The organism is Saccharothrix obliqua (assembly GCF_019375475.1).
In the GTDB taxonomy this organism is placed as follows: Bacteria; Actinomycetota; Actinomycetes; order Mycobacteriales; family Pseudonocardiaceae; genus Actinosynnema; species Actinosynnema obliqua.
The window spans coordinates 829,653-852,105 of record NZ_JAHXGQ010000002.1 but is presented as its reverse complement, the minus strand read 5'-3'; the positions used below and the strand labels follow the sequence as shown (position 1 = coordinate 852,105).

General features: G+C 73.3%; 22 protein-coding genes. 13 read left to right on the top strand and 9 right to left on the bottom strand.

All coding sequences use genetic code 11. From position 1 onward, the window contains the following. Window positions 1-2 precede the first annotated feature (2 nt). The 6 genes from KZQ38_RS09825 to KZQ38_RS09800 form a co-directional block, all read right to left on the bottom strand. The gene (locus KZQ38_RS09825; protein ID WP_308258322.1) at window positions 3-314 is read right to left on the bottom strand and encodes an Asp23/Gls24 family envelope stress response protein; all 312 of its coding nucleotides are present in this window, start codon (window positions 312-314) and stop codon (window positions 3-5) included. A gap of 1,424 nt (window positions 315-1,738) precedes the next feature. Then, the gene (locus KZQ38_RS09820) at window positions 1,739-2,002 is read right to left on the bottom strand and encodes a hypothetical protein (RefSeq protein WP_219440316.1); all 264 of its coding nucleotides are present in this window, start codon (window positions 2,000-2,002) and stop codon (window positions 1,739-1,741) included. A gap of 3 nt (window positions 2,003-2,005) precedes the next feature. Beyond that, the gene (locus KZQ38_RS09815) at window positions 2,006-2,464 is read right to left on the bottom strand and encodes an Asp23/Gls24 family envelope stress response protein (RefSeq protein WP_219440315.1); all 459 of its coding nucleotides are present in this window, start codon (window positions 2,462-2,464) and stop codon (window positions 2,006-2,008) included. A gap of 88 nt (window positions 2,465-2,552) precedes the next feature. Continuing rightward, window positions 2,553-3,071, bottom strand: a complete 519-nt coding sequence (locus KZQ38_RS09810) for an anti-sigma factor family protein (protein ID WP_257900993.1) — start codon at window positions 3,069-3,071, stop codon at window positions 2,553-2,555. Then, window positions 3,068-3,598 carry an RNA polymerase sigma factor gene (locus tag KZQ38_RS09805; RefSeq protein WP_219440314.1) on the bottom strand — a complete coding sequence of 177 codons (531 nt, stop codon included), beginning with the start codon at window positions 3,596-3,598 and terminating at the stop codon, window positions 3,068-3,070. Before KZQ38_RS09805 ends, KZQ38_RS09810 begins: the two co-directional genes overlap by 4 nt. Then, on the bottom strand, window positions 3,595-4,341 hold the full coding sequence (locus KZQ38_RS09800; protein WP_219440429.1) for a pyrimidine reductase family protein: 747 nt from the start codon (window positions 4,339-4,341) through the stop codon (window positions 3,595-3,597). The genes KZQ38_RS09805 and KZQ38_RS09800 overlap by 4 nt, the downstream gene beginning before the upstream one ends. A 39-nt stretch (window positions 4,342-4,380) precedes the next feature. Here KZQ38_RS09800 and zapE point away from each other — a divergent pair, with 39 nt between their 5' ends. The 3 genes from zapE (at window position 4,381) to KZQ38_RS09785 (ending at window position 7,372) form a co-directional block, all read left to right on the top strand. Next, window positions 4,381-5,382: a cell division protein ZapE gene (gene zapE, locus KZQ38_RS09795; RefSeq protein ID WP_219440313.1), complete on the top strand. Its 1,002-nt coding sequence runs from the start codon at window positions 4,381-4,383 to the stop codon at window positions 5,380-5,382. 81 nt (window positions 5,383-5,463) lie between these two features. After that, the gene (locus KZQ38_RS09790; RefSeq protein ID WP_219440312.1) at window positions 5,464-5,706 is read left to right on the top strand and encodes a DUF3040 domain-containing protein; all 243 of its coding nucleotides are present in this window, start codon (window positions 5,464-5,466) and stop codon (window positions 5,704-5,706) included. A 37-nt stretch (window positions 5,707-5,743) separates the two neighbouring features. Beyond that, window positions 5,744-7,372: an ABC-F family ATP-binding cassette domain-containing protein gene (locus KZQ38_RS09785; RefSeq protein WP_219440311.1), complete on the top strand. Its 1,629-nt coding sequence runs from the start codon at window positions 5,744-5,746 to the stop codon at window positions 7,370-7,372. A gap of 3 nt (window positions 7,373-7,375) precedes the next feature. Here KZQ38_RS09785 and KZQ38_RS09780 read toward each other — a convergent pair whose 3' ends face one another. The 3 genes from KZQ38_RS09780 to rocD form a co-directional block, all read right to left on the bottom strand. Then, window positions 7,376-7,831: an NUDIX domain-containing protein gene (locus KZQ38_RS09780; protein ID WP_219440310.1), complete on the bottom strand. Its 456-nt coding sequence runs from the start codon at window positions 7,829-7,831 to the stop codon at window positions 7,376-7,378. 17 nt (window positions 7,832-7,848) lie between these two features. Next, window positions 7,849-9,222, bottom strand: coding sequence for a DUF2252 domain-containing protein (locus tag KZQ38_RS09775; RefSeq protein WP_219440309.1), 1,374 nt, complete (start codon window positions 9,220-9,222; stop codon window positions 7,849-7,851). A gap of 117 nt (window positions 9,223-9,339) precedes the next feature. Beyond that, window positions 9,340-10,557 (bottom strand): ornithine--oxo-acid transaminase, encoded by a 1,218-nt coding sequence (gene rocD / locus KZQ38_RS09770; protein ID WP_219440308.1) that lies wholly within the window; start codon window positions 10,555-10,557, stop codon window positions 9,340-9,342. A 368-nt stretch (window positions 10,558-10,925) separates the two neighbouring features. On the opposite strand from rocD, the gene KZQ38_RS09765 reads away from it, so the two are divergent. From KZQ38_RS09765 to KZQ38_RS09720, 10 genes are all read left to right on the top strand, one after another. Continuing rightward, window positions 10,926-11,978, top strand: coding sequence for a lactonase family protein (locus tag KZQ38_RS09765; RefSeq protein ID WP_257900992.1), 1,053 nt, complete (start codon window positions 10,926-10,928; stop codon window positions 11,976-11,978). A gap of 71 nt (window positions 11,979-12,049) precedes the next feature. Beyond that, the gene (locus KZQ38_RS09760) at window positions 12,050-12,790 is read left to right on the top strand and encodes an SGNH/GDSL hydrolase family protein (RefSeq protein ID WP_219440307.1); all 741 of its coding nucleotides are present in this window, start codon (window positions 12,050-12,052) and stop codon (window positions 12,788-12,790) included. Between the two features lie 42 nt (window positions 12,791-12,832). Continuing rightward, entirely contained in the window at window positions 12,833-13,627 is a 795-nt protein-coding gene (locus tag KZQ38_RS09755; RefSeq protein ID WP_372452217.1) for a HipA family kinase, read from the top strand. Then, window positions 13,611-14,000 carry a DUF3037 domain-containing protein gene (locus KZQ38_RS09750; RefSeq protein WP_219440305.1) on the top strand — a complete coding sequence of 130 codons (390 nt, stop codon included), beginning with the start codon at window positions 13,611-13,613 and terminating at the stop codon, window positions 13,998-14,000. The genes KZQ38_RS09755 and KZQ38_RS09750 overlap by 17 nt, the downstream gene beginning before the upstream one ends. Before the next feature lie 74 nt (window positions 14,001-14,074). Beyond that, window positions 14,075-15,085, top strand: a complete 1,011-nt coding sequence (locus tag KZQ38_RS09745) for an LCP family protein (RefSeq protein WP_219440304.1) — start codon at window positions 14,075-14,077, stop codon at window positions 15,083-15,085. Between the two features lie 1,176 nt (window positions 15,086-16,261). Further along, window positions 16,262-16,519, top strand: a complete 258-nt coding sequence (locus tag KZQ38_RS09740) for a hypothetical protein (RefSeq protein WP_219440303.1) — start codon at window positions 16,262-16,264, stop codon at window positions 16,517-16,519. A gap of 139 nt (window positions 16,520-16,658) precedes the next feature. Beyond that, on the top strand, window positions 16,659-18,977 hold the full coding sequence (gene secA2 / locus KZQ38_RS09735) for an accessory Sec system translocase SecA2 (RefSeq protein WP_219440302.1): 2,319 nt from the start codon (window positions 16,659-16,661) through the stop codon (window positions 18,975-18,977). A gap of 1,171 nt (window positions 18,978-20,148) precedes the next feature. Continuing rightward, window positions 20,149-20,421, top strand: coding sequence for a GlsB/YeaQ/YmgE family stress response membrane protein (locus tag KZQ38_RS09730; RefSeq protein WP_219440301.1), 273 nt, complete (start codon window positions 20,149-20,151; stop codon window positions 20,419-20,421). Window positions 20,422-20,520: 99 nt separating this feature from the next. After that, window positions 20,521-21,666 carry an acyl-CoA dehydrogenase family protein gene (locus KZQ38_RS09725; RefSeq protein ID WP_219440300.1) on the top strand — a complete coding sequence of 382 codons (1,146 nt, stop codon included), beginning with the start codon at window positions 20,521-20,523 and terminating at the stop codon, window positions 21,664-21,666. A 20-nt stretch (window positions 21,667-21,686) separates the two neighbouring features. Further along, window positions 21,687-22,451 carry an SDR family NAD(P)-dependent oxidoreductase gene (locus KZQ38_RS09720; protein ID WP_219440299.1) on the top strand — a complete coding sequence of 255 codons (765 nt, stop codon included), beginning with the start codon at window positions 21,687-21,689 and terminating at the stop codon, window positions 22,449-22,451. Window positions 22,452-22,453: the final 2 nt, after the last annotated feature.

The following is a 22,453-nucleotide window of genomic DNA, read 5'->3' as shown; positions in this document are numbered from 1 at the left end:
GCTCACCCCACCCGGGGTCGGGGAGCGGGGCGGAGCGCCGCCACCGTCACGGTCACGTCGCGGACCCGGTAGCCGGTGATGCGCTCCACCTCGCCGGCAACGGATCGCCGCACCGCCGTGGCCGCGGGCAGGACGGGGGACGGGTAGTGGAGCGCGATCCGGACCGCGACGTCCAGCACCCCGCCCTCGTCGTGCACCTTGACCGAGGGGCCGTGCCCGACACCGTCCACAAGCGACACAGCCCGAGTGGCGACTTTGCGCAGCACGCCGGGCCGGATGTCCAACGCCCCTCGCGAGCCAACTTCGTCATCCACCCCGGGAACCATCGCCCCGCTCACCGATCCCGCCCCCGCCCGAGCAGGTCGCCGAGGTCGAGGTCACCGTCCAGCACACGCCCGACAACCAACCCCACCACCCCCAGGGCGACCGTCACGAGAAACGCCGTGAACCCAACGGAAGCCGCAACCCCCAACACCAACCCGGCCAACAAGCCAGTCCGAGTCCAACCCATCCCAACCCACTCCCAACACCCGTAGCCGCTACCCAGAACCCCGCCTTGCGCTCAATCCCTTGCCCCTGCTCCCCGCTCACTCCCGCACCCTGCTCCGCCCGGTAACCCGCCCACCACCCACCTGCTCCCGCAACCCACCCGCTCCCGCAACCCGCCCTCGGCGTCTCACCCACCGTGCCCCCGGCGTCCCACCCGAGCCAGCCGAGCACCCAACCTCAACCACCCGCTCCAGCCCGATCCGCGCTACTCCAGCCGACGCCGAGGCCGCCTCCAAACCCAACCAACCACCCGCCGCCACCGCCCCCCGGCCACGAACACAACAGGCGCATCCCACCGATCCACCCGCTCACAGCCAGGCGCCCCACCAGCCCCGTCCCGACCGTCCTCCCGCAACCCCCGCCGCAACGCCTCCAACCCCCGCACAAACACCTCCGGATCACCCCCGACATCCGGATGGTTGGCCCGAACAAACGCCCGAACCTCCGCCCGCCGATCCACGAACCCACCTCCACTCGCACCTTCCGCCCCGCGCTCCAGCCCCCACCCCCGACCCAAACCCGCCACTCGCCACTCCCTGCGCCCGCAACCGTCCAAGGCCCAGCAAGCCCCCGCGGAACGGAAAGCACCGCGAACACAACCCCTCCACCGACCACGTCGCCCGACCTCGAACGATCGGCGGAGCCGTGAACGGGGAAACGCTCGCACGCCAACAAGTCCCGACCGTCCACACCGGGCGGTTGGGGTGACGCAGCGCTGCGGAGGGCGACGCAGCGACCGGCGGCCAACTGGTTCGCGAGCGATCCATCGCGGTCCGCGATCCGAGGTGAGCCTCGCGAACCCAGGCGAACCCGGCCGCTTCGATCCCCAGCCAGCGCCGCGAATGGGCGCGCGGGTCGGCGCGCGGTGACCAGGCGCTGGACGGGCAGGCGCTGGGCGACCAGGTGCTGGACGGGCAGGCGCTGGACGGGAGATCGGCGAGGCAGGTGGCGAGACGGCGGGTCGGCGGTGGGCTGGGTTGGCGGGGCGACGAGGGGGACGGGGGAGCGGGGCGGGGCTGGGTAGGGCGGTCGCGGGCCGGGCGCGTTGCTTCGCCGGGGTGGCCGCGCTCCTTGTTTCCGGCAACGCGATTCTGCCCCCGAAAATGCCCGAAAAAGCCACCATCGCCGCAGGTACGCACGATGGGGCGGATCATGTACGAAATCCGCCCCCTCGAAAAAACGACCCGGCTCACGGCTCCTCCAGATCGGCCACCTCGACGTCCACCGGCCGCCCGCCCGCGTGCTCCGCCACCGCCGCCCGCAACTCGTCGACCACCTCGGGTATCGGCCGCCCCGGGCGCAGCACCACCGCCACCCCGACCCGCTCCTCCACCCGCACCCCGACCACCCGCCGGCCGGGCAGGTACGACGCGTAGCCGGCCCCGAGGCGGACCACCGACGGGTGCGCCAGCAGCACGGCCTCGATCCGCTCCGCGACCTCCGCGACCGTCATCCGTCACTCGACCCGGGACGGGTTCGACTCCTCGGCGCCCTCCCCGTCCTCGTCGGGCAGGTGGATGTCGTTCACGGCGATGTTCACCTCGATGACCTCCAACCCGGTGATCCGCTCGACGGACGTGATCACGTTCCGCCGCACGGCCCGCGCGAGGTCGACGATCCCGGCCCCGTACTCGACCACGATGTCCAGGTCGATCGCCGCCTGCTTCTCGCCCACCTCGACGGTCACGCCGGACGTCGCCGACGTCCCCGCCCCGGGGATCCGCTCGCGCAACGCCCCGAACGCCCGCGACACGCCGCCGCCCAGCGCGTGGACCCCCGAGATCTCGCGGGCCGCGATGCCGGCGACCTTCTGCACGACCGACGACGCGATGGTGGTCTTGCCCTGCGCGGTGTCGTCGGCCAGGCGCGCGGGGGAGGTGGAGGTCTCGGGCTTGGTGCTGGGTGTGTTGGCCATGGCGGTCCCTTCCCGGAGAGGAGATCGGTCTGCACTGGTTCGGATGCGGACCGTCGCCGGACCATCACGGCAATGTGACCTCTATCACTCAGTGGACGTCGATCAGGTGAACGTGCACGACCAGGGCGACACCCAGGCGGGCGCGGAGTTCGCGGTCCAGGGCGGTGCGCAGGTCGTCGGCCGCCACGACGGCGGGCGCGGGGTAGCGGGCGGTGACCAGCACCTGCAACTCACCGTCCTCGACGGCGGTGGCCCGCACGTGCAGCCCCAGGTCGCCCGCGAGGTCCACGGCGGCCTGCCGGCACACCGCCAGCACGGCCCGCTCGGCGACGCTCGTGCGCCCGCCCTCCCGGTCGACCTCCACGGGCGCGCCCGCCGGCCTGGGTCGCACGCCGCGCACGGCCGCCAGCACCCGCTCCACCAGACCGGGCGGCGTGGGCACGGGCGTCACGGCCGTCTCCCGCACGGCCGACCACCGGCGCTCCAACTCGGCCAGCCGGGCGGCGCAGTGGGGACACGCGGCGACGTGCGCGGCCAGTTCCGGGGCGTCGCCCGCCAGGTGCGCCACGAGGTCGTCGACCGAGTGCCCGCAGGGCAGCGGGCTCACCGCTGCTCCGCCAGCTTCGCCATGAGCGCCACCCTCGCCCTGTGCAACCGCGCGCGCAAGGCGGGTACCGGGATGCCCAGCACCTGGGCCACCTCCTCGTAGCTCAGCCCCTCCAGCTCACGCAGCACCAGCGGCACGCGTTGGGAGGGTTCCAGGGTCGCGATGGCCCGCGACACGACGTCCGCGGTCTCGTCACGCAGCACCGACGCCTCCGGCCCGCCGGGCGCGGGGAACTCCGGCGCGGCCTCCAGCGGCACGGTCGGCTTCTTCCGCCGCAGGTGCGCGAGCGCCGCGTTGGTCACCACCCGGTACAGCCACGTGGCCGGCGCGGCCTCGCCGCGGAACCGCGGCAACGCGCGCCACGCCGAGATCCACGCGTCCTGCACGACGTCCTCGGCCTCGACCGGGTCGCCGACGACGCGCAGCGCCACCCGGTACATCCGCCCGGTGTTGCGGCGGACGAGTTCGTCGAACGCGGCGCCGTCGCCCCGGACGGCCGCGGCCAGCAGCTGCTGGTCCGAAGTCATGCGCGCCGGTACCGCAGCAGCAACGCGCTCTCGTGCCGCAGCACCGACGCCAGCTCCAGGTCGCGCGGCGCGGCGGGCAGGGGACCGGTGGCGATGCGCCCGGCGTCACCGCCCGCGAGCATCGGCGCGTACGTCACGCACAGCACGTCCACCAGGTCCTCGGCGATGAGCGCGCCGAACAGCGTCGGCCCGCCCTCGCAGTCGACGCGCCGCAGCCCGCGCTCGTCCAGGGCGCGCAACGCGCTCGGCAGGTGCACCGCGTCGCTGCCCGCGACGACGACGTCCGCGCCGGCGCGGGCGAGCGCGTCCCGCCGCGACTCCGGCGCGGCGGAGGTGGTGAGCACGATCGGCGGCACGGTCGTGTCGGTGATCAACGGCGACGTGGGCTCCACCGAGCAGCGCGCGGTGACCACGGCGACGGGCGGCACCTCGGACAGGCCCAGCCGCGCCCGCCGCTCACGCCGCACCTCGCCCGCCTTCACCCCGCGGTAGCCCTCGATGAGCGCGGTGCGCGCGCCGACCAGCACCACGTCCGCCAGGTCGCGGCCGAGGCCGAACACCTTCTTGTCCGCGGGGTTGCCGAGCCCGCCGGACTTGCCCGCCACGGTCACCGCGCCGTCGGAGCTGGAGACGAAGTTCACCTGCACCCAGGGCCGGTCCAGGCCCGTCGGGTAGTCGTAGAGCCGCTCCAGCTCGGCATCGGTGATCTCCGCGTCTTCCGGGGCGCGTGGCGGCCACAACATCTGCACGTCACCATCCCAGCACGCCGTTAGGCTGCGGGCATGTCAGCCCCGCGCCTGTCCGACCGCGACCCCCGGGTCGGGGCGGACGAACTAGTCGGGGCGCTGGTCCCGCCGCCCCGGTTCGACGCCGTCCGCTTCGACACCTACCTGCCCAACCCGGACGAGCCGTCGCAGGCCGCCGCGGTGCAGGCGTGCCGGGCGTTCGCGGAACGCGTGTCGGAGGGGCCGAAGGGCCTGCTGGGCGGCCTGTTCCGCCGGTCGGCGCCGGCCGGGCGGCCGGGCCTGTACCTGGACGGCGGCTTCGGCGTCGGCAAGACGCACCTGCTCGCCTCGACGTGGCACGCCGTGCCGGGACCCAAGGCGTACGGCACGTTCGTGGAGCTGACGAACCTGGTGGGCGCGCTCGGGTTCGGCGAGGCGGTGCGCCGCCTGTCGGCGCACAAGCTGCTCGCCATCGACGAGTTCGAGCTGGACGACCCGGGCGACACGATGCTGGTCACCCGGCTGATCAAGGAGTTGACGGCGGCGGGCGTGGCGGTGGCCGCGACGTCCAACACGCTGCCGGACAAGCTGGGCGAGGGCCGGTTCGCGGCGGCGGACTTCCTGCGTGAGATCCAGTCCATGGCGGCGAAGTTCGCGGTGGTGCGGGTGGACGGGCCGGACTACCGGCACCGGGGCCTGCCGGACGCGCCCGAGCCGATGCCGGACGAGGAACTGGTGGCGAAGGCGGAGAGCACGCCCGGCGCGACCCTGGACGACTTCGCGGAGCTGTGCGCGCGGCTGGCCGGGCTGCACCCGTCGCGGTACGGCCGGCTGCTCGACGGCGTCACGGCGGTGCACCTGCGTGGCGTGCGGCCCGCGGCGGACCAGGCGGTCGCCCTCCGGCTGGTCGCTCTCGGTGACCGGCTCTACGACCGGGACATCCCCGTCGCGGTGTCCGGCGCACGCCTGTCGGAGCTGTTCACCGACGAGATGCTGCGGGGCGGCTACCGCAAGAAGTACCTGCGCGCGGTGTCCCGCCTGGTCGCCCTTTCGAGGTAGTGGAAACGTCCCTTCGGGTGGCCCCCGGGAGCCTGTTTGCGCTGGTTTTGGGGGGTGCGGCGGGGGTATCCACAGCTCGTGATGAGCGATGCGGAGCGGCGGACGCTCAAGGAGATCGAGCACAGGCTCTCGGTGGAGGAGCCGGGGCTGGCCGACGCGCTGGTCGCCGGCCGCCCACGGCACGCGGCGCGCACCTACGCGCTGGTGATCACGTTCGGTGTGCTCGGCGTGCTGCTGCTGGTGCTCGGGTCGGTGGGGCCCGGCCTGGCGTCGCTGGCCTGCGCCGCGGCCGTCTACCTGCTGCGGGGTTTCACGCTCCGTTAGGAAACACGTTGGCGTCCGAAGGCCCGTCCGGGCGACCATGCGCGGTGTGGGATATCTGGACGCGAACGGGCTCGCCTACCGCCTGCCGGACGGCCGTGAGCTGTTCCGCGACGTGTCGTTCAAGGTGGGCGCGGGTGCGGTGACGGCGCTCGTCGGCGCCAACGGCGTGGGCAAGACGACGTTGCTGCGCATACTCGCCGGTGAGCTGACCCCGGCGGCGGGCGGTGTGCGGGTGCAGGGCGGCCTGGGCGTGATGCCGCAGTTCGTGGGCTCGGTGCGGGACGGCAGCACGGTCCGGGACCTGCTGCTGGCGGCGTCGCCCGCGCCGCTGCGGGCGGCGGCGGCCGAGCTGGACGCCGTGGAACTCGCCCTGATGGAGTCCGACGACGAGGCGACCCAGCTGCGGTACGCGGACGCGCTGGCCGAGTGGGGCGAGGTCGGCGGCTACGACGCCGAGGTGCTGTGGGACACGGTGACCGTGGCGGCGCTGGGCGTGCCGTTCGACCGGGCCCGGTTCCGGGAGGTGCGGACGCTGTCCGGCGGCGAGCAGAAGCGGCTGGTGCTGGAGGCGTTGCTGCGCGGTCCCGAGCAGGTGCTGCTGCTGGACGAGCCGGACAACTACCTGGACGTGCCGGGCAAGCGGTGGCTGGAGGAGCGGCTGGCGGAGTCCGCCAAGGCCGTGCTGCTGGTCAGCCACGACCGGGAGCTGCTGGCGGTGGCGGCGACGCACGTGGTCACGGTGGAGGCGCACTCCGCGTGGACGCACGTCGGGTCGTTCGGCACCTGGCACGAGGCACGCGCGGCGCGGATCGAACGGCTCGCCGAGCGGCACCGGCGGTGGGCGGAGGAGCACGACCGGCTGGTGGAGCTGGTGCGCACGCTCGGCGTGCAGGCGAAGATCAGCGAGGACATGGCGCAGAAGTACCGGGCGACGCGCACCAGGCTGGCGAAGTTCGAGGAGGCGGGACCGCCGCCGGAGCTGCCCACCGACGAGCGGGTCGCGCCGCGGCTGCGCGGCGGCCGGACCGGGGTGCGCGCGGTGACGTGCGCGGACCTGGAGCTGACGGGTCTGATGAAACCGTTCGACGTCGAGGTGTTCTTCGGCGACCGGGTGGCGGTGCTCGGGTCCAACGGCTCCGGCAAGAGCCACTTCCTGCGGCTGCTCGCGGGTGGCGACGTGCCGCACACCGGGTCGTGGAAGCTCGGCGCGCGGGTGGTGCCGGGCCTGTTCGCGCAGACCCACCAGCACCCGGAGTGGATCGGCCGCACCCTGGTCGACGTGCTGTGGCACGGCGAGGAGGGCAGGGCGGGCCGGGACCGCGGCGCGGCGATGGCGGCGCTGGACCGCTACGGCCTGGCCAAGTCCGGCGACCAGCGGTTCGAGACGCTGTCCGGCGGCCAGCAGGCCCGGTTCCAGGTGCTGCTGCTGGAGCTGTCCGGCGCGACGCTGCTGCTGCTCGACGAGCCCACCGACAACCTCGACCTGAACTCGGCCGAGGCGCTGGAGGCAGCGCTGGGGCAGTTCACCGGCACGGTGCTCGCGGTCACCCACGACCGGTGGTTCGCGCGTGGTTTCGACCGGTACCTGCTGTTCCGCTCGGACGGCGAGGTGGTCGAGGTCGGCGAGCCGGTGTGGGACGAGCAGCGGGTGCGCCGCGCCCGCTGACCGTCACGGGCGCGGCACGCCGTGCTCCAGGTAGCGGGTGGTGGCGGCGTGGCGCGCGGCGAGTGCGGCGGTGAGCCGCCGCACCAGGCGCGGGGTCAGGTGCTCGCCGAGGGCGTCGGGCCGGGTGAGGTGCCACGCCCGGATCTCGACGCCGTCGACGCGCAGGGCCGCCAGGTCGGGCTCGTGCAGCACGCCGCCGTCGAACACGAACAACACCTTGTCGCCGTCCTCGGCGGTGGGCGCCCAGTCCACCACCAGCAGCGGTCCGGGGGTGAACGCGAGGCCCAGCTCCTCGGCGACCTCCCGCGCGCACCCCTCGGCGGGTGTCTCGCCGGGTTCGACCAGGCCGCCGGGGATGCCCCAGGGCTCCTGGTAGGTGTGCTCCACCAGCAGCACCCGGCCGGCCGGGTCGGTGAACAACGCGCCCGCCGCGGTGGCGGCCCGGCTCACGGTCGTCATGCGCCCATCCAACCAAGCTAGCCGTCGACCGCGGTCAGCCGGCCGGACCGGACGGCCGCGGTCAGCTCCTCGTGGTCGGCGGCGGTCCGGTCGGCGTAGTCCACGGCGTACCGGGTGAACGCCTCGTCCAGCCGCTCGCCACGCGCGCAGTACCCGGCGAGCAGGCGCGGGTCCAGCGTGCGGGAGTGGGCGCGGGCCAGCAACGCGCCCGCGAGCCGCCCGTAGTCGTCCAGGTCGGACCGCTTGAGCGCGGTGGGGTCGATCCCGCCCTTGCGGTTGCGGAACTGGCGCACGATGAAGTGCCGGCCGGCGACGGTGGTCCAGCCGAGCAGGATGTCGGTCTCCGCCTGCACCAGCCGCGCGCCGTGCACCACCCGCTTGCCCTCGTGCGCGGCCCCCGGCACCGCCAGGAACGGCGCGAGCGCCGACCGTCGGGCCTCCTTCACCTGGAGCACGAGGGCTTCGTCCCCGTTGCCGTGCAACAGGACCAGGTAGTTGCGCAATCCCACGCTGCCGGTGCCGACGACCCGGAACGCCACGTCGGACACGCCGTAACGCATGATCAGCTCGTGCCGCGACTCGCGCAGGGTGTCCACATAGGACGGGAGCGCGGCCACGACGGAACGGGCCTCCTCGTCCGGGATGCGCGTGAGCACCGGCGGGTCGGCGATGAACCGCCAGTGCCCGTCCTCCTTGCGCGTCCACTTCGCGGCCAGCCGCGCGCTGGTGTTCCGGCGTGCCTTGGCCGCCGCCTTGTCGAACTCGTCCAGCAGGTCGCCCGCCCTGGCCCGGGACAGCACGGACTCGTCGCCCAACGCGCTCCACGACTCCAGGAACGGGATCTCGGCCAGGTGGCGTGCCGCGGCCCGGTAGGCGCGCACGGCGTCGCCCGCCGCGTCCCGGCAGCCGTTCTCCGACACGCCGCCCTCGCGGCCCGCCAGCACCAGCGACGTCGCCAGCCGCTTGAGGTCCCACTCCCACGGGCCGGGCAGGGTTTCGTCGAAGTCGTTGACGTCCATGACGATCTGGCCCTCGGGCGTGCCGTACAGGCCGAAGTTCGCGGCGTGCGCGTCACCGCACAGCTGGGCGTCCAGCCCGCTGCGGGCGCCGGCGGCGAGGTCGCCCGCCATCAGGCCGGCGCCGCCCCGGAAGAACGCGAACGGCGAGGCGAGCATCCGCCCGACCCGCAGCGGCGCCAGGTGCGGCAGCCTGCCCTCGTTGGTCGCCTCGACGTACTCGACCACCGACGGGCGGTCCGGCGCGAGCGCCACCGCGCGGTGCGCCTCGTGCGGCGTGGTCGCGCGCAGCGCCCGCCCCCGCGCCAGGACCTCCTCCGGCTCGGTCCACCGGCCCAGCGCGCGGGCCGCCTCGGCCCGCCTGTGTTCACCCATGGCGCGCATGATGCCCGGCGGAAGTCGTCCGCCGCGAGGCTGTGACCTGCGGTATCGGGCGGAACGCGCATAACGGGCACGGCCGTCGCCGACCGTGCCCGAGCGGTCGCGGCGGGTCTACCGCGCGAGCACCCGCGCGATGGCGTCGACACCGCGGTCCAGCTCGGCCTCGGTGATCACCAGCGGCGGCGCGACGCGCAGCGTGGTGTCCTGGGTTTCCTTGCACAGCACGCCCAGCCGCGCCAGCTCCTCGGACGCCTCCCGCCCGCGCGGGCCGCCGGGGGCGATCTCCACGCCCGCCCACAGGCCGCGCCCGCGCACCTCGGCGACGCCCCGGCCGACCAGCTCGCCGAGCGCGCCGTGCAGCCGGGCGCCCAGCTCGCGGGACCGCTGCTGGAACTCGCCGGTCGCGAGCAGCCGCACCACGGCGCGGCCCACCGCGCACGCCAGCGGGTTGCCGCCGAACGTCGAGCCGTGCTCGCCGGGCTTGAGCACGCCCAGCACGGCACGCGAGCCGACCACCGCCGACACCGGCAGGATGCCGCCGCCCAGCGCCTTGCCCAGCGTGTACAGGTCGGCGCGCACGCCCTCGTGGTCCAGCGCGAGCAGGTCGCCGGTGCGGCCGAGCCCGGACTGGACCTCGTCGGCGATGAGCAGCGCGCCGTGCTCGTCGCACAGCTCGCGGATGCCCCGCAGGTACCCCGCGGGCGGCACGACGACGCCCGCCTCGCCCTGGACGGGCTCGATCAGCACGGCCGCGGTGCGCGGGCCGATGGCGTCCCGCACGGCGTCCAGGTCGCCGTACTTGACCACCCGGAAGCCGGGGGTGAACGGGCCGAAGTCGGCACGCGCGGTCTCGTCGGTGGAGAACGACACGATGGTCGTGGTGCGGCCGTGGAAGTTCGAGCCCGCGACGATGATCTCCGCGGTGTTCTCCGGCACGCCCTTGACCCGGTACGCCCACTTGCGGGCGACCTTGACGGCGGACTCGACGGCCTCCGCGCCGGAGTTCATGGCGAGCACCATCTCGGTGCCGGTCAGCTCCGCCAGCTCGCGGCAGAACGCGCCGAACTGGTCGTGGTGGAACGCGCGGCTGGTGAGCGTGACGCGGCCCAGCTGCTCGACGGCGGCGGCGACCAGCGCGGGGTGGCGGTGGCCGAAGTTGAGCGACGAGTACCCGGACAGGAAGTCGAGGTAGCGGCGGCCCTCGACGTCGGTCACCCACGCGCCCTCGCCGTGCGAGATCACGACCGGCAGCGGGTGGTAGTTGTGCGCGCTCCACTGCTCGTCGAGCGCGATGAACTGCCCAGTGGTGGGTGCGGCGGTGGCGGTCATGTCACCAGGCTAAGGGGCATGTCACGGCGATTTCATCCGTGAGGTGTTGCGCATCGGGTGCGTTCATTGCGCAATTGGTCGAACCAGCGGAGAAACGTTGCGCGCCGTGCAGCGCGCCGGCGCCACCGGTCCGGGTGCCGCGAGGGGCCGGTGGTCGTGGCGCACTCGTACGATCCCCGGGTTGGAATGGTTCGCCCCCGGAACGCCGAGCCGTTGCACCAGGCGCAATATCGGTTGCACCTATTGTCATCCCGTAGTGGTCTAGTCCACTGTGGGAACCGCCGCGGGCACGGTGCAGCGGGAGGTCTGGCGTGACAGTGGACAGGCGGCGGTTCCTGGGGGCCGTTGGCGTTGGAGCGGGGTTGCTGATGACCGAAGGTGTCGCCGAAGCACGCGCGGAGGCCCGCGTCTACCTGGGCACCTACACCAGTTGGGCGGGCGGCGGCCAGGGCCTCGGGCTCGGCGCGTACGACGTGACCACCGGCCGGCTCCGGTCGACCGGTGTCGTGCGGGGCGTGCCGAACCCGTCGTTCGTCGTCACCGCGGGCAACCGGGTCTACGCGGTCAACGAGCAGTCCAGGGGCACGGTCACCGCGCTGGCGGTCGGCGCGGACGGCGTGCCCAAGGTGGTCAACACGCAGAGCACCGGCGGCGCGGACCCGTGCCACCTGGTGGTGCACCGCGGGCACGTGCTGTCCGCGAACTACAGCTCGGGCAGCGTCTCGGTGCACCCGGTGCGCGCGGACGGCGGGCTCGGCGCGCGCACGGACCTGGTGACCCACCAGGGTTCCGGGCCCGACCCCGACCGGCAGGACCGGCCGCACGCGCACCAGGTCGCGGTCGACCCGGCGGGCGAGCACGTGCTCGCCGTCGACCTCGGCGCGGACGCGGTGTTCAGCTACCGGCTGGGCGCCAACGGCAAGCTCACCCGGGTCGCCACGGCCAAGCTCCACCCCGGCGCGGGCCCCCGGCACCTGGCGTTCCACCCGTCCGGGCGGTACGCCTACATCGCCAACGAGCTGGACTCCACGGTCGTCGTGGCGTCCTACGCCAACGGCGTGCTCACCCCCGTCCGGAAGCTCGGCACGCTGCCGCCCGGCGCGCCGACCACCCCGCGCAACTACCCGGCGGAGGTCGTGGTGTCGGCGGACGGGCGGTTCGCGTACCTGTCCAACCGGGGCCACGACAGCGTGGCGGTGTTCGCCGCGGAGAACGGCGGCGCGGACCTGCGGCTGCTGGAGGCCGTCCCGGTCGGCGGCGACTTCCCCCGGCACATCGCGCTCGACCCGTCCGGGAAGCTGCTGTTCGCGGCCAACCAGAACTCCAACTCGGTGACCACGTTCGCGGTGGACCAGGCGACCGGCGGGCTCAAGCTCACCAGCACCTTCCCCGCCCCGATCCCGGTGTGCGTCGCCCTGTAGGCGTCGCACTATAGGGGCAACATCGGCGTCTCGACCGACGTCGCGCCCGCCCGCGGTGGTACGCCGGTTGCATGAACCTGCTGGCAGCACTGCTGGTCGCGGCACTGGCACCCGCACCGACCCCCGTCGCACCCGAGTACGTCGCCCTCGGCGACTCCTACGCGGCGGGGGTCGGCGCGCACCGCGCGGAGTGCGGGCGCAGCGACGCCGCGCACCCCGCGTTGTTCGCCGCCGCGCGCGGGATGGAGCTGCGGTTCGCGGCGTGCTCGGGCGCGACGACGGCCGAGGTGGCCACCCAGGCCGAGCAGATCACGCCCCGCACGTCCCTGGTGACGCTCACCGTCGGCGGCAACGACGCGGGCTTCGCCGACGTGATGACCAAGTGCGTGCTCGGCGGCGAGAACTCCTGCCGGCAGCGGGTCGAGCAGGCCGAGCGGTTCACCCGCGACGAACTGCCCGCCAGGCTCGACGCGGTGCACGCGGCCATCCGGGCGCGCACGTCCGCGCCGGTGGTCGTGCTCGGCTACCCGCGCCTGTTCGCGCCGACCGGCCGGTGCCTGCTCACCGAGGCCCAGCGCGCGGCGGTGAACCGGGCTGCGGACCTGCTCGTCGACGTGGTCCGGACGCGGGCCCAGGCCGCCGGGTTCCGGTTCGGCGACGTGCGCGAGCCGTTCGAGGGGCACGGCGCGTGCGGCCCGAACCCGTGGGTCAACGACCTGTCCTTCCCGGTCGCCGACTCCTTCCACCCCAACGGCGCCGGCCACCGCCTCGGCTACCTGCCGGTCCTGGAGCGCGTCACCACCGGCGGGTAACCCGTTGGCGGTACCCGGCCGCCACCGACGATGATGCCCGGCGTGGAACACACGAACGGGCTGCGCGCGGTCGCGGCCACCCGCTACGTCACGCCCCTGCGGGAGGGCGGTTCCCTGCCGGGCCTGGTCGAGGCCGACGACCTCGGCATGTACGTGCTCAAGTTCCGCGGCGCGGGCCAGGGCGTCAAGGCCCTGGTCGCCGAGGTCGTCGTGGGCGAGCTGGCCCGCCGGCTGGGCTTCCGGGTGCCCGAGATCGTCCTGGTCGACCTCGACCCCGAGCTGGCGCGTGCCGAGCCCGACCAGGAGGTGCAGGAGCTGCTGCGCGCCAGCGGGGGCGTCAACCTGGGCCTGGACTACCTGCCCGGCTCGTTCGACTACAACCCGGTGGTGCGCGAGCCGTCCACGGAGACCGCCGCCCGGCTGCTGTGGCTGGACGCCCTGACGCTCAACGTCGACCGCTCGTGGCGCAACCCCAACACCCTGCTGTGGCACCGCGAGCTGTGGCTGATCGACCACGGCGCCGCGCTGTACTTCCACCACTCGTGGCGGCCCGACCGGTTCCCCGCCGCCACCTACCGCTTCGACGCCGCCGACCACCTGATGCTGCCGTTCGCCGGCCCGCTCGCCGAGGTCGACGCCGAGCTGTCCGCCCGCGTCACGCCGGAGCTGGTGCGCGAGGTGCTGGCGCTGGTCCCGGACGAGTGGCTGGCGCGGGACGAGGCGTTCGGCACGCCCGATAAGGTCCGCGACGCATACGAACAGTTCTTCGCCGCCCGCCTCGCGCAGCCGCGCGCCTGGGTGGACGCCCTGGAGGCCGCCCGTGCCGCACGTGTTTGAGTACGCGCTGCTGCGCGCCGTGCCGCGGCAGGAGCGCGGCGAGTTCGTCAACGTCGGCGTCCTCGTCTACTGCAAGGACCTGGACTTCCTCGGCGCGCGCGTGCACGTCGACGAGGAGCGCCTGCGCGCGCTGGACCCGTTCCTGGACGTCGAGCTGCTGCGGGCCAACCTGGCGCACCTGGGCGTGTCCTGCGACGGCGACCCGCAGGCGGGTCCCGTGGCGGGTACCACGCCGGGGCAGCGGTTCCGCTGGCTGACCGCGCCGCGCAGCACCATCATCCAGACCTCGCCCGCGCACACCGGCCTGACCGACGACCCGGCGGAGTCGCTCGACCACCTGCTGCGCGCGCTCGTGCTGCCACCCGAGCACTAGGCTGGCAACCTCTCGACGCGCACCGCGTCATTAGGTGTGAGCTGTTGCCGAAAGATGGGATCGGGGTCGCTGACATGAGCGCCGGCTACCAGCAGGGCTACCAGCGGGCCGGCTACCGGCCCGCGCCCAAGCGCCGCAAACCGCGGATCGGCCGCGTCGTCCTGGTCGTCCTCGTGCTGCTGCTGGCCTTCGTGGTCGGCATGTGGGTCTACGTCGACTCGTCGCTGCGCCGGATCGACGCGTTGCCGGACTACCCGGACCGGCCCGCCGACACGCCGGGCACCAACTGGCTGCTGGTCGGGTCCGACGCGCGCGAGGGGCTGACCGAGGAGCAGAAGGCCGCGTTGTCCACGGGCGACGCGGGCGGCCGGCGCACCGACACCATCATGGTGCTGCACATCCCGTCCGGGTCCGGGAAGGCGACCCTGGTCAGCGTGCCGCGGGACTCCTACGTGGACATCCCGGGCAACGGCAAGAGCAAGATCAACGCCGCCTTCGCGATCGGCGGCGCGCCGCTGCTGGTGCAGACCGTGGAAGGCGCGACGGGGTTGCGCATCGACCACTACATGGAGATCGGCTTCGGCGGGTTCGCGGGCATCGTGGACGCCGTCGGCGGTGTCGACATGTGCATCAAGGAGCCGATGAACGACCCGTTGGCGGGCCTGGACCTCCAGGCGGGCTGCCAGGAGCTGGACGGCGCGCAGGCGCTGGGCTACGTGCGGACCCGGGCGTTCGCCACGGCGGACTTGCAGCGCGTGCAGAACCAGCGCGAGTTCCTGGCCGCCCTGTCGGACAAGGCGACCAGCTTCGGCACCCTCGCCAACCCGTTCCGCGCGTTCCCGCTGCTGTTCTCGGCGACGGACTCGACCTCGATCGCCGACGGCGACCACCTGCACCACCTGGTGGGCATGGCGTTCGGCATGGGCGGCGGCGTGGACAACGTGACGGTGCCGGTCGGCGCGACGCCAACCGTGCCCGGCGCGGGCTCGGTCGTGCAGTGGGACCGGGAGAACGCCCTGCGCCTGTTCGGCGCGTTGGAGAAGGACGAGCCGGTGCCCGCCGACCTCGTCAAGCAGCCCGGCTGAGCCGCGCGGTGCGGACCCGGTCCCCGTGGTCGGGTCCGCCGCGGTCGCGTCGGGCGACCGCGTGGCGGTCAGCCCTCGGCGTCGGCGGGCGCGTCCTCCGCACTGGCCGCCTCGACGTCGGCACTGGCCTCGATGATGCCTTCGAACTCGCGCAGCAGGTCGTCGTAGATCGGCGTGAGTGACACTTGGTAACCCCCAAAGTCCGGTTCATCCCCCGATCGGGCCAAAGCAGACTACTCACGCCACGCCGTCCGCTTCACCCGGTATTGAAGATCCCACAGCGGCGCGGGCTGACCACCGGCTGAACCCCCGCCGAACCCGCAGGTCCCGCCCTCGCTGTCCGGACTCAAGTGGCGCACGCCACCCACTCCCGCGCTCCTGCGCCGCGCCGCCACACCCTCTCCACCGCGCCCGCGCCGCCACACCCTCTTCCCCGTGCCCGCGCTGCCGCGCCCTCTCCACCGCGCTCGCCCTGCGCGCCCGCCGTGTCCGCGCCGCCCTGCCGCGCCGCGCCACCTTTCACCGTCGCGCCCTGCCGCCCCCGTCGCGCGCCAAGCCGCCCTGCCGCGTCCTCCCCGCCCCGCACCCCGCCGTCCCGACCGCCGAACCACCCGCTCGCCGCCCCGCCTCGCGCCAGGCCCCTGTCGCACCCCGGTCCCACCGGCCCCTCTCCACCCCCCAGCGCCACCTCACCACCGTCGCCCAGAGCCCGGAAACCGGTGCGCGGCAACGGTTTCCGCCGATCCGCCCAGCCCACCGCCGTCACCGTCCGGCACCACGCCACCAACCACCCCGTCACCCCCGCCGCCCACTGTGAACAGCCCGAACACCCGACCCCCGCGCCCCGTGCCCGACCTGGTGGACGCCAACCCGGGCGACCCCCACCCGAGCGACCCGACCGACAACACGTCACCAACAACCCCAACCAGCGCTTCACCAATACGGGTCACGGCCAACCGGCTGATCCCCGAGGCACGCCTCCCGCAACCCCGCCACCCACCGCCTGAGCACGCGAAAAGAAATCCCGCACCACCCCGCGAGCCGGCGCACCAACGGGTCTCGGGTAGCACGTTCGGGGCATTTCATCCGGGCACGCCGAAACCGCCGGGAGGCTCCGGTCAGGTTCGCACTCCCAGGTGATTTACCTTCACCCGGCGTGAGGTGAACGCTTCCGGGGTGACTGAGCAACGGCGCTCTTTGCCCACCGACGGGGAATCGGACCTCATCCGGCGCATCCAGAACCTGGCGTGCCGCGCCGAACGCACCGCGTTCAACCGCTCGAACCTGGTGGGTCCGCCCCCGTCGCAGGAACACCTCGACATCCTCGCGGAGATCCGCTCGCTCACCGAGGAGGCGGTCGCCGCGCGCCGCGGCAGACCCGCCGCCGTCCCCCGCCAGGCCGAACCCGTGGACGACGCCGTCCCCGCGCGTTAGCGACCAGGCCGTTCCCGCAGGTCAACCGCCGCGCCGCCGGGGGAAGTCGCAGGTCGCGGGCGACGCGGCCGGCGGTGACCGTGAACGGTCAACCGGGTGACGTGCGGAACGTTGCCCGCGTGCCGTACGTTGCCCGACCGTGACCACTCTTCTCGGACGGTTCAAGCAGCGCCTGCGCCGGTTCGCGCAGAAGCCCGGCTCCGCCGACCTGTCGCCGTACCGCAAGCTCCTCGCCGACGTGAACGAGCAGGCGGACCGCGTGGGCGCGCTCAGCGACGAAGAGCTGGCCCGAGCGGCGGCCGACCTGCGTGAGCGGTCCGAGTTCGGGCGTGCCGAGCTGGTCGAGGTGTGCGCCCTCGGCCGCGAGGCGGCGGACCGCGCCCTCGGGCTGCGGCCGTTCGACGTGCAGGTCCTCGGCGCGCTCGGCCTCCTGGAGGGCCACGTAGTGGAGATGGCCACCGGTGAGGGCAAGACCCTGTCCGGCGCGATCGCCGCCGCCGGGTTCGCCCTGCGCGGCGACCAGGTGCACGTGGTCTCCGTCAACGACTACCTGGCCCAGCGCGACGCCGAGTGGATGGGTCCGTTCTACGAGCTGCTCGGCGTGTCCGTCGGCTGGCTCAGCCAGAGCAGCAAGCCCGAGGAGCGGCGCGCCGCCTACCAGGCCGAGGTCTGCTACGCGTCGGTGTCCGAGATCGGCTTCGACGTCCTCCGCGACCGCCTCGCCACCGACGAGGCCGACCGCATCGTCCCCGCGCCGCGCGTGGCGCTGGTCGACGAGGCGGACTCGGTCCTGGTCGACGAGGCCCGCGTGCCGCTGGTGCTCGCCGGTTCCACCGCCGGACCGTCCGCCGACCCGGCGCTCGCCGACCTGGTCAAGCGCCTGCGTCGCGACCTGCACTTCGAGGTGGACGACGAGGAGCGCAACGTCTACCTCACCGGCGCCGGCTCCGAGCTGGTCGAACGCGCCCTGGGCGGTATCGACCTGTACTCCGACGAGCACGTGTCCACCACGCTCAGCAAGGTCAACGTGGCCCTGCACGCGCAGGTCCTGCTGCACCGCGACGTCGACTACATCGTCCGCGACGGCAAGGTCCACCTGATCAACGACACCCGCGGGCGGATCGCCAAGCTCCAGCGCTGGCCCGACGGCCTCCAGGCCGCCGTCGAGGCCAAGGAGAACGTGCAGACCACCGACTCCGGCGAGGTGCTCGACTCGATCACCGTGCAGGCCCTGCTCAACCGGTACCCCGAGGTGTGCGGCATGACCGGCACCGCCGTCGCCGTCGCCGAGCAGCTGCGTGACTTCTACCGGCTGGAGGTGCTCGTCATCCCGGCCAACGTGGAGTGCGTGCGCGAGGACGAGGCGCCCCGCCTGTACACCACGCTGGAGCTGAAGGAAGCCGCGATCGTCGCCGAGATCGAGGAGGTCCACGCGACCGGGCGGCCCATCCTGGTCGGCACCCTGGACGTCGCCGAATCCGAGCGCCTGTCCCGCAAACTGGCCGAGGCGGGCCTGGAGTGCGTGGTGCTCAACGCCAAGAACGACGCCGAGGAGGCGGCGATCATCGCCGACGCCGGCTCGTTCCAGCGGATCACCGTGTCCACCCAGATGGCCGGTCGCGGCACGGACATCCGCCTGGGTGGCCACGACTCGGCGGACCGCGAGCGCATCGCCGAGCTGGGCGGGCTGTACGTGATCGGCACCGGGCGGCACCCGTCGTCCAGGCTGGACGACCAGTTGCGCGGCCGGGCCGGCCGCCAGGGCGACCCCGGTGGTTCGGTGTTCTTCTCGTCGTTGCAGGACGAACTCGTGGCGCAGTACGTGCCCGACCACGAGGAGCCCGGCGAGGTGGAGGAGGACGGGCGCGTCACCGATGTCGGGACGCTGCACACGGTCGAGCACGCGCAACGCGTCGCCGAGGGCGTGCACCTGGAGATCCACCGGAACACGTGGCGGTACAACAAGCTGATCGAGCACCAGCGCCTGCTGCTCCTGGAGTTCCGCGACCGGCTGCTCACCACCGAGGCGGCGTGGGAGGAACTGTCCAAGCGGCGGCCCGAGCGGGCGGAGGAGCTGGCGGAGATCGACCACGAGGTGCTGGTGAAGGCGGCGAGGTTGATCGCGCTGCACCACCTGGACCAGCGGTGGAGCGACCACCTGACGTTCTTGACCGACCTGCGGGAGGGCATCCACCTGAGGGCACTGGCCAGGCAGAACCCCTTGGACGAGTTCCACCGCGAGGCGATTCCCGCGTACCACAAGGTCGTGCCCGACGCGTGGGACGAGGCGGAGGAGACGTTCGCCAAGGTGGAGATCGACGAGGAGGGCGCGCACCTGGCCGAGGCGGGCGTCCAGCGGCCCAACACGACCTGGACGTACCTGGTCAACGACAACCCCTTCTCGTCGGGGCTGGAGGAGACCTTCAAGAGCTTGGTCAAACTGGTCCGACGCAAGTAGCAGCGCTCTTTCAGCCCTCTGACCTGCGTATTCGCCTCGATTTGATCACTCGATCGGGCGAAGTGGGTGGATATCGGGCACTTCGGGCGTGATCATTTCGTTGCCGGGAGAGAAGGAGGCGGCACGGCGGAGGGAGCAAGGCAGGGCACCCAGCAAGGGCACCCCCATGCCCAAACACGGACCGCCCCACCACGGCCCCGCACCCGCCTCCGCCTCACCACCCCGCGGCCACCGCGCCCCACACCCGCCGCCCACAGCGCGGGGATGAGGAACAGCGCTCACCGCCGCCCGCAGCCGGACGACCACGCCGACCCGCATGGCTGCGCCAACCGAATCACGCCGCAAAAGCGGGCCGACCCCACCGGGACGGGCCGACCCCATCGGGCACGGGTCCGGTCGCTTCCGGTCTCCGCGCTCGGACGCCTTCCCGCACGCCACCGGCGTCCGCAAGCCCGCGAGCCGCGGAAGAGCAGGCCGCCGGAGGCCCGTGGGTCCCCGGTGTGCCGGCTGGCCGCCGCCTTGCGGTCGATGTGGCGCTGTTCGACGCTGCGCGGGTCGGCGTTTCGCCTGCCGCGGGCCTGTTGCGTGGCACCTGCCGCGTGTCGGCCGAGCGCTGGCTGTCGAGCCGCCTGCTCGCCATGTCACCGCTGTTCGCCCATCCGCCGTCGCACCGCCCGCGCCGTCGCACCGCCCGCCGCGCCTGCACAGCCCCCGTGGCCCGCGGGGGCCTTCTGGTCGGCCGACGCGCCTCAGACACCGGTGCGCCCGTCAAGTCCACTGTGGATGGACAGCCGAGGGACGACGGGGTGGACGGGCCAGCGCGACCACGCGCACTTCGCCGAACCATCCACCGGCGAGGTCGCATCCGGGACCCGGCCGGCCGCACTTGAACCGTAAGCACGTCGCGAAATGACCCGATCGGGCGCAGTGTATGTCGCACGATGAGGTGATCCGCGAGCCTGAACGCACACCCCCGGCAGCAGCCGCGCCCGAGGCACCGAGAGGCGATCTTCGCACGCGAAACCCGGTTTCCCACCCGACCGGACGCGGCCGATCGCGGGCGAACCCGCCCCGCACGCGGCTCTCGCGGGCGCTGCGGCCCGGACTTTCGGTGGGATGATGGCCGCAGGCCCCCGACGGGATCGGGGGCGACTAACCCGCAGGAGGCATCGTGGGCATCGGCGGTGTGATCAGCGCGCTGATCGTGGGTCTCATCATCGGGTTCCTCGGCAAAGCCGTGGCACCGGGCAAGCAGAACATCCCGATTTGGCTGACCATCGTCGTCGGCATCGTGGCGGCCTTCATCGGCACGTTCATCGCCCGCCTGTTCGGCGTCGAGGACACGCCCGGCATCGACTGGATCGAACTCATCCTCCAGATCGCCGTCGCGGCGCTCGGGGTGAGCCTCGCGGCGGGCCTCTGGGGTCGCAAGCAAGTTCGTTAGAACACCGGCGACCGACACCCCGGAACCCTCCTTGACAAGCGGCCCCGGGGCGATCGAGGCTGAGCGACGCCTGAGCAACCGCTTCGCCCGGGAGGGCCAGTGCGCCGCACGCTGTTCGACGCCGACCACGACGCGTTCCGCGAAACCGCCCGCGCCTTCGTCGACCGCACGATCCGGCCGAACTACGACCGCTTCGTCGAACAGCGCCACATCGACCGCGACGTCTGGCTGGAAGCAGGGCGCCAGGGCCTGCTCGGCCTGGAGGTCCCGGAGCAGTACGGCGGAGGCGGCGCGGGGGACTACCGGTTCAACGCCGTCCTGGGCGAGGAGCTGTGCAAGGTCAGCGCGGGCGTCGCGAGCTGCCTCGGCATCCACGCCGACGTCGTCGCGCCCTACCTGGTGGACCTCTGCACGGAGGAGCAGAAGCAGCGGTGGCTGCCCCGCTTCTGCACCGGCGAGCTGACCACCGGCATCGCCATGACCGAGCCGTCGGGCGGGTCGGACCTCGCGGCGCTGCGGTCGACCGCCGTGCGCGCCGGCTCCGACTGGGTCCTCAACGGCGCCAAGACCTTCATCACCAACGGCCACTCGGCCGACCTGATCGTGGTGGCCGCGCGCACCAGCCCGGAGAAAAAAGCCAAGGGCATCACGCTGTTCGCCGTCGAGACGGGCATGGAGGGCTTCCACCGCGGCCGCAAGCTGGACAAGGTGGGCCAACCCGAGTCCGACACCGCCGAGCTGTTCTTCGAGGACGTGCGGCTGCCCGCGGCGAACGTGATCGGCGAGGTCGACCGCGGCTTCATCCACCTGATGGAGCGCCTGCCGCAGGAACGGCTCGGCGGCGCGATCTCGAACCTGGCGCACGCCCGGCAGGTCCTGCTGGAGACGATCGAGTACACCAAGGAGCGCAAGGCTTTCGGCCAGTCCATCGGCTCCTTCCAGCACAACAAGTTCACGCTCGCCGAGCTGGTGACCAAAGTGGACGTCACGCAGGCGTTCCTGGACCAGTGCACGCTCGCCCACACCCGCCGCGAGCTGACCGCGGTGGACGCGGCCAAGGCGAAGTTCTGGAGCGCCGACGTGCAGAACGAGGTCATCGACGCGTGCGTGCAGCTGTACGGCGGCTACGGCTACATGACGGAGTACCGCGTGGCGCGCGCGTGGATGGACGCCCGCGTGACGAAGATCTGGGCCGGCTCCAACGAGATCATGAAGGAACTGATCGGCCGCGACCTCGGCCTGTGACCGTCCACAATGGAGTGAGCATGGGTGTCCTGGACATGTTCCGCCTCGACGGCCGGGTGGCGATCGTCACCGGCGCCTCGTCGGGACTGGGCGTGGCGTTCGCGCGCGGCCTGGCGGAGGCCGGCGCGGACGTCGTGCTCGCCGCCCGCCGCGCGGACCGGTTGGCGGAGACGGCGGCCCTGGTGGAGCGGGCCGGGCGGCGGGCGCTCGTGGTGCCGGCGGACGTGGCGCGGCCCGAGGACTGCCACGAGGTCGCCCGCGCCGCCGCCGGGTTCGGGCGCGTCGGCGTGCTGGTGAACAACGCCGGGGTGGGCACGGCGGTGCCCGCGTCCCGCGAGACGCCGGAGGAGTTCCGCCGCGTCGTGGACGTGAACCTGCACGGCGCGTACTGGATGGCGCAGGCCGCCGCCGCGGTGATGACCGACGGCGGGTCCATCATCAACGTCTCCAGCGTGCTGGGGCTGGTGTCCGCGGGTCTGCCGCAGGCGGCCTACTCGGCGTCCAAGGCCGCCGTCCTCGGCCTGACGCGCGACCTGGCGCAGCAGTGGACGGGCCGCAAGGGCATCCGGGTCAACGCGCTCGCGCCCGGCTACTTCGCCTCGGAGATGACCGACCAGTACCCGCCGGGCTACCTGGAGTCGCACGTGGCACGCCTGCCGATCGGCCGGCTGGGCGACCCCGCGGAGCTGGCGGCGGCCGTGGTGTTCCTCGCGTCGGCGGCCGGCGGGTACACCACGGGCGCGACGTTCGTCGTCGACGGCGGCGCGACGATCGGCGGGGCGTAGCG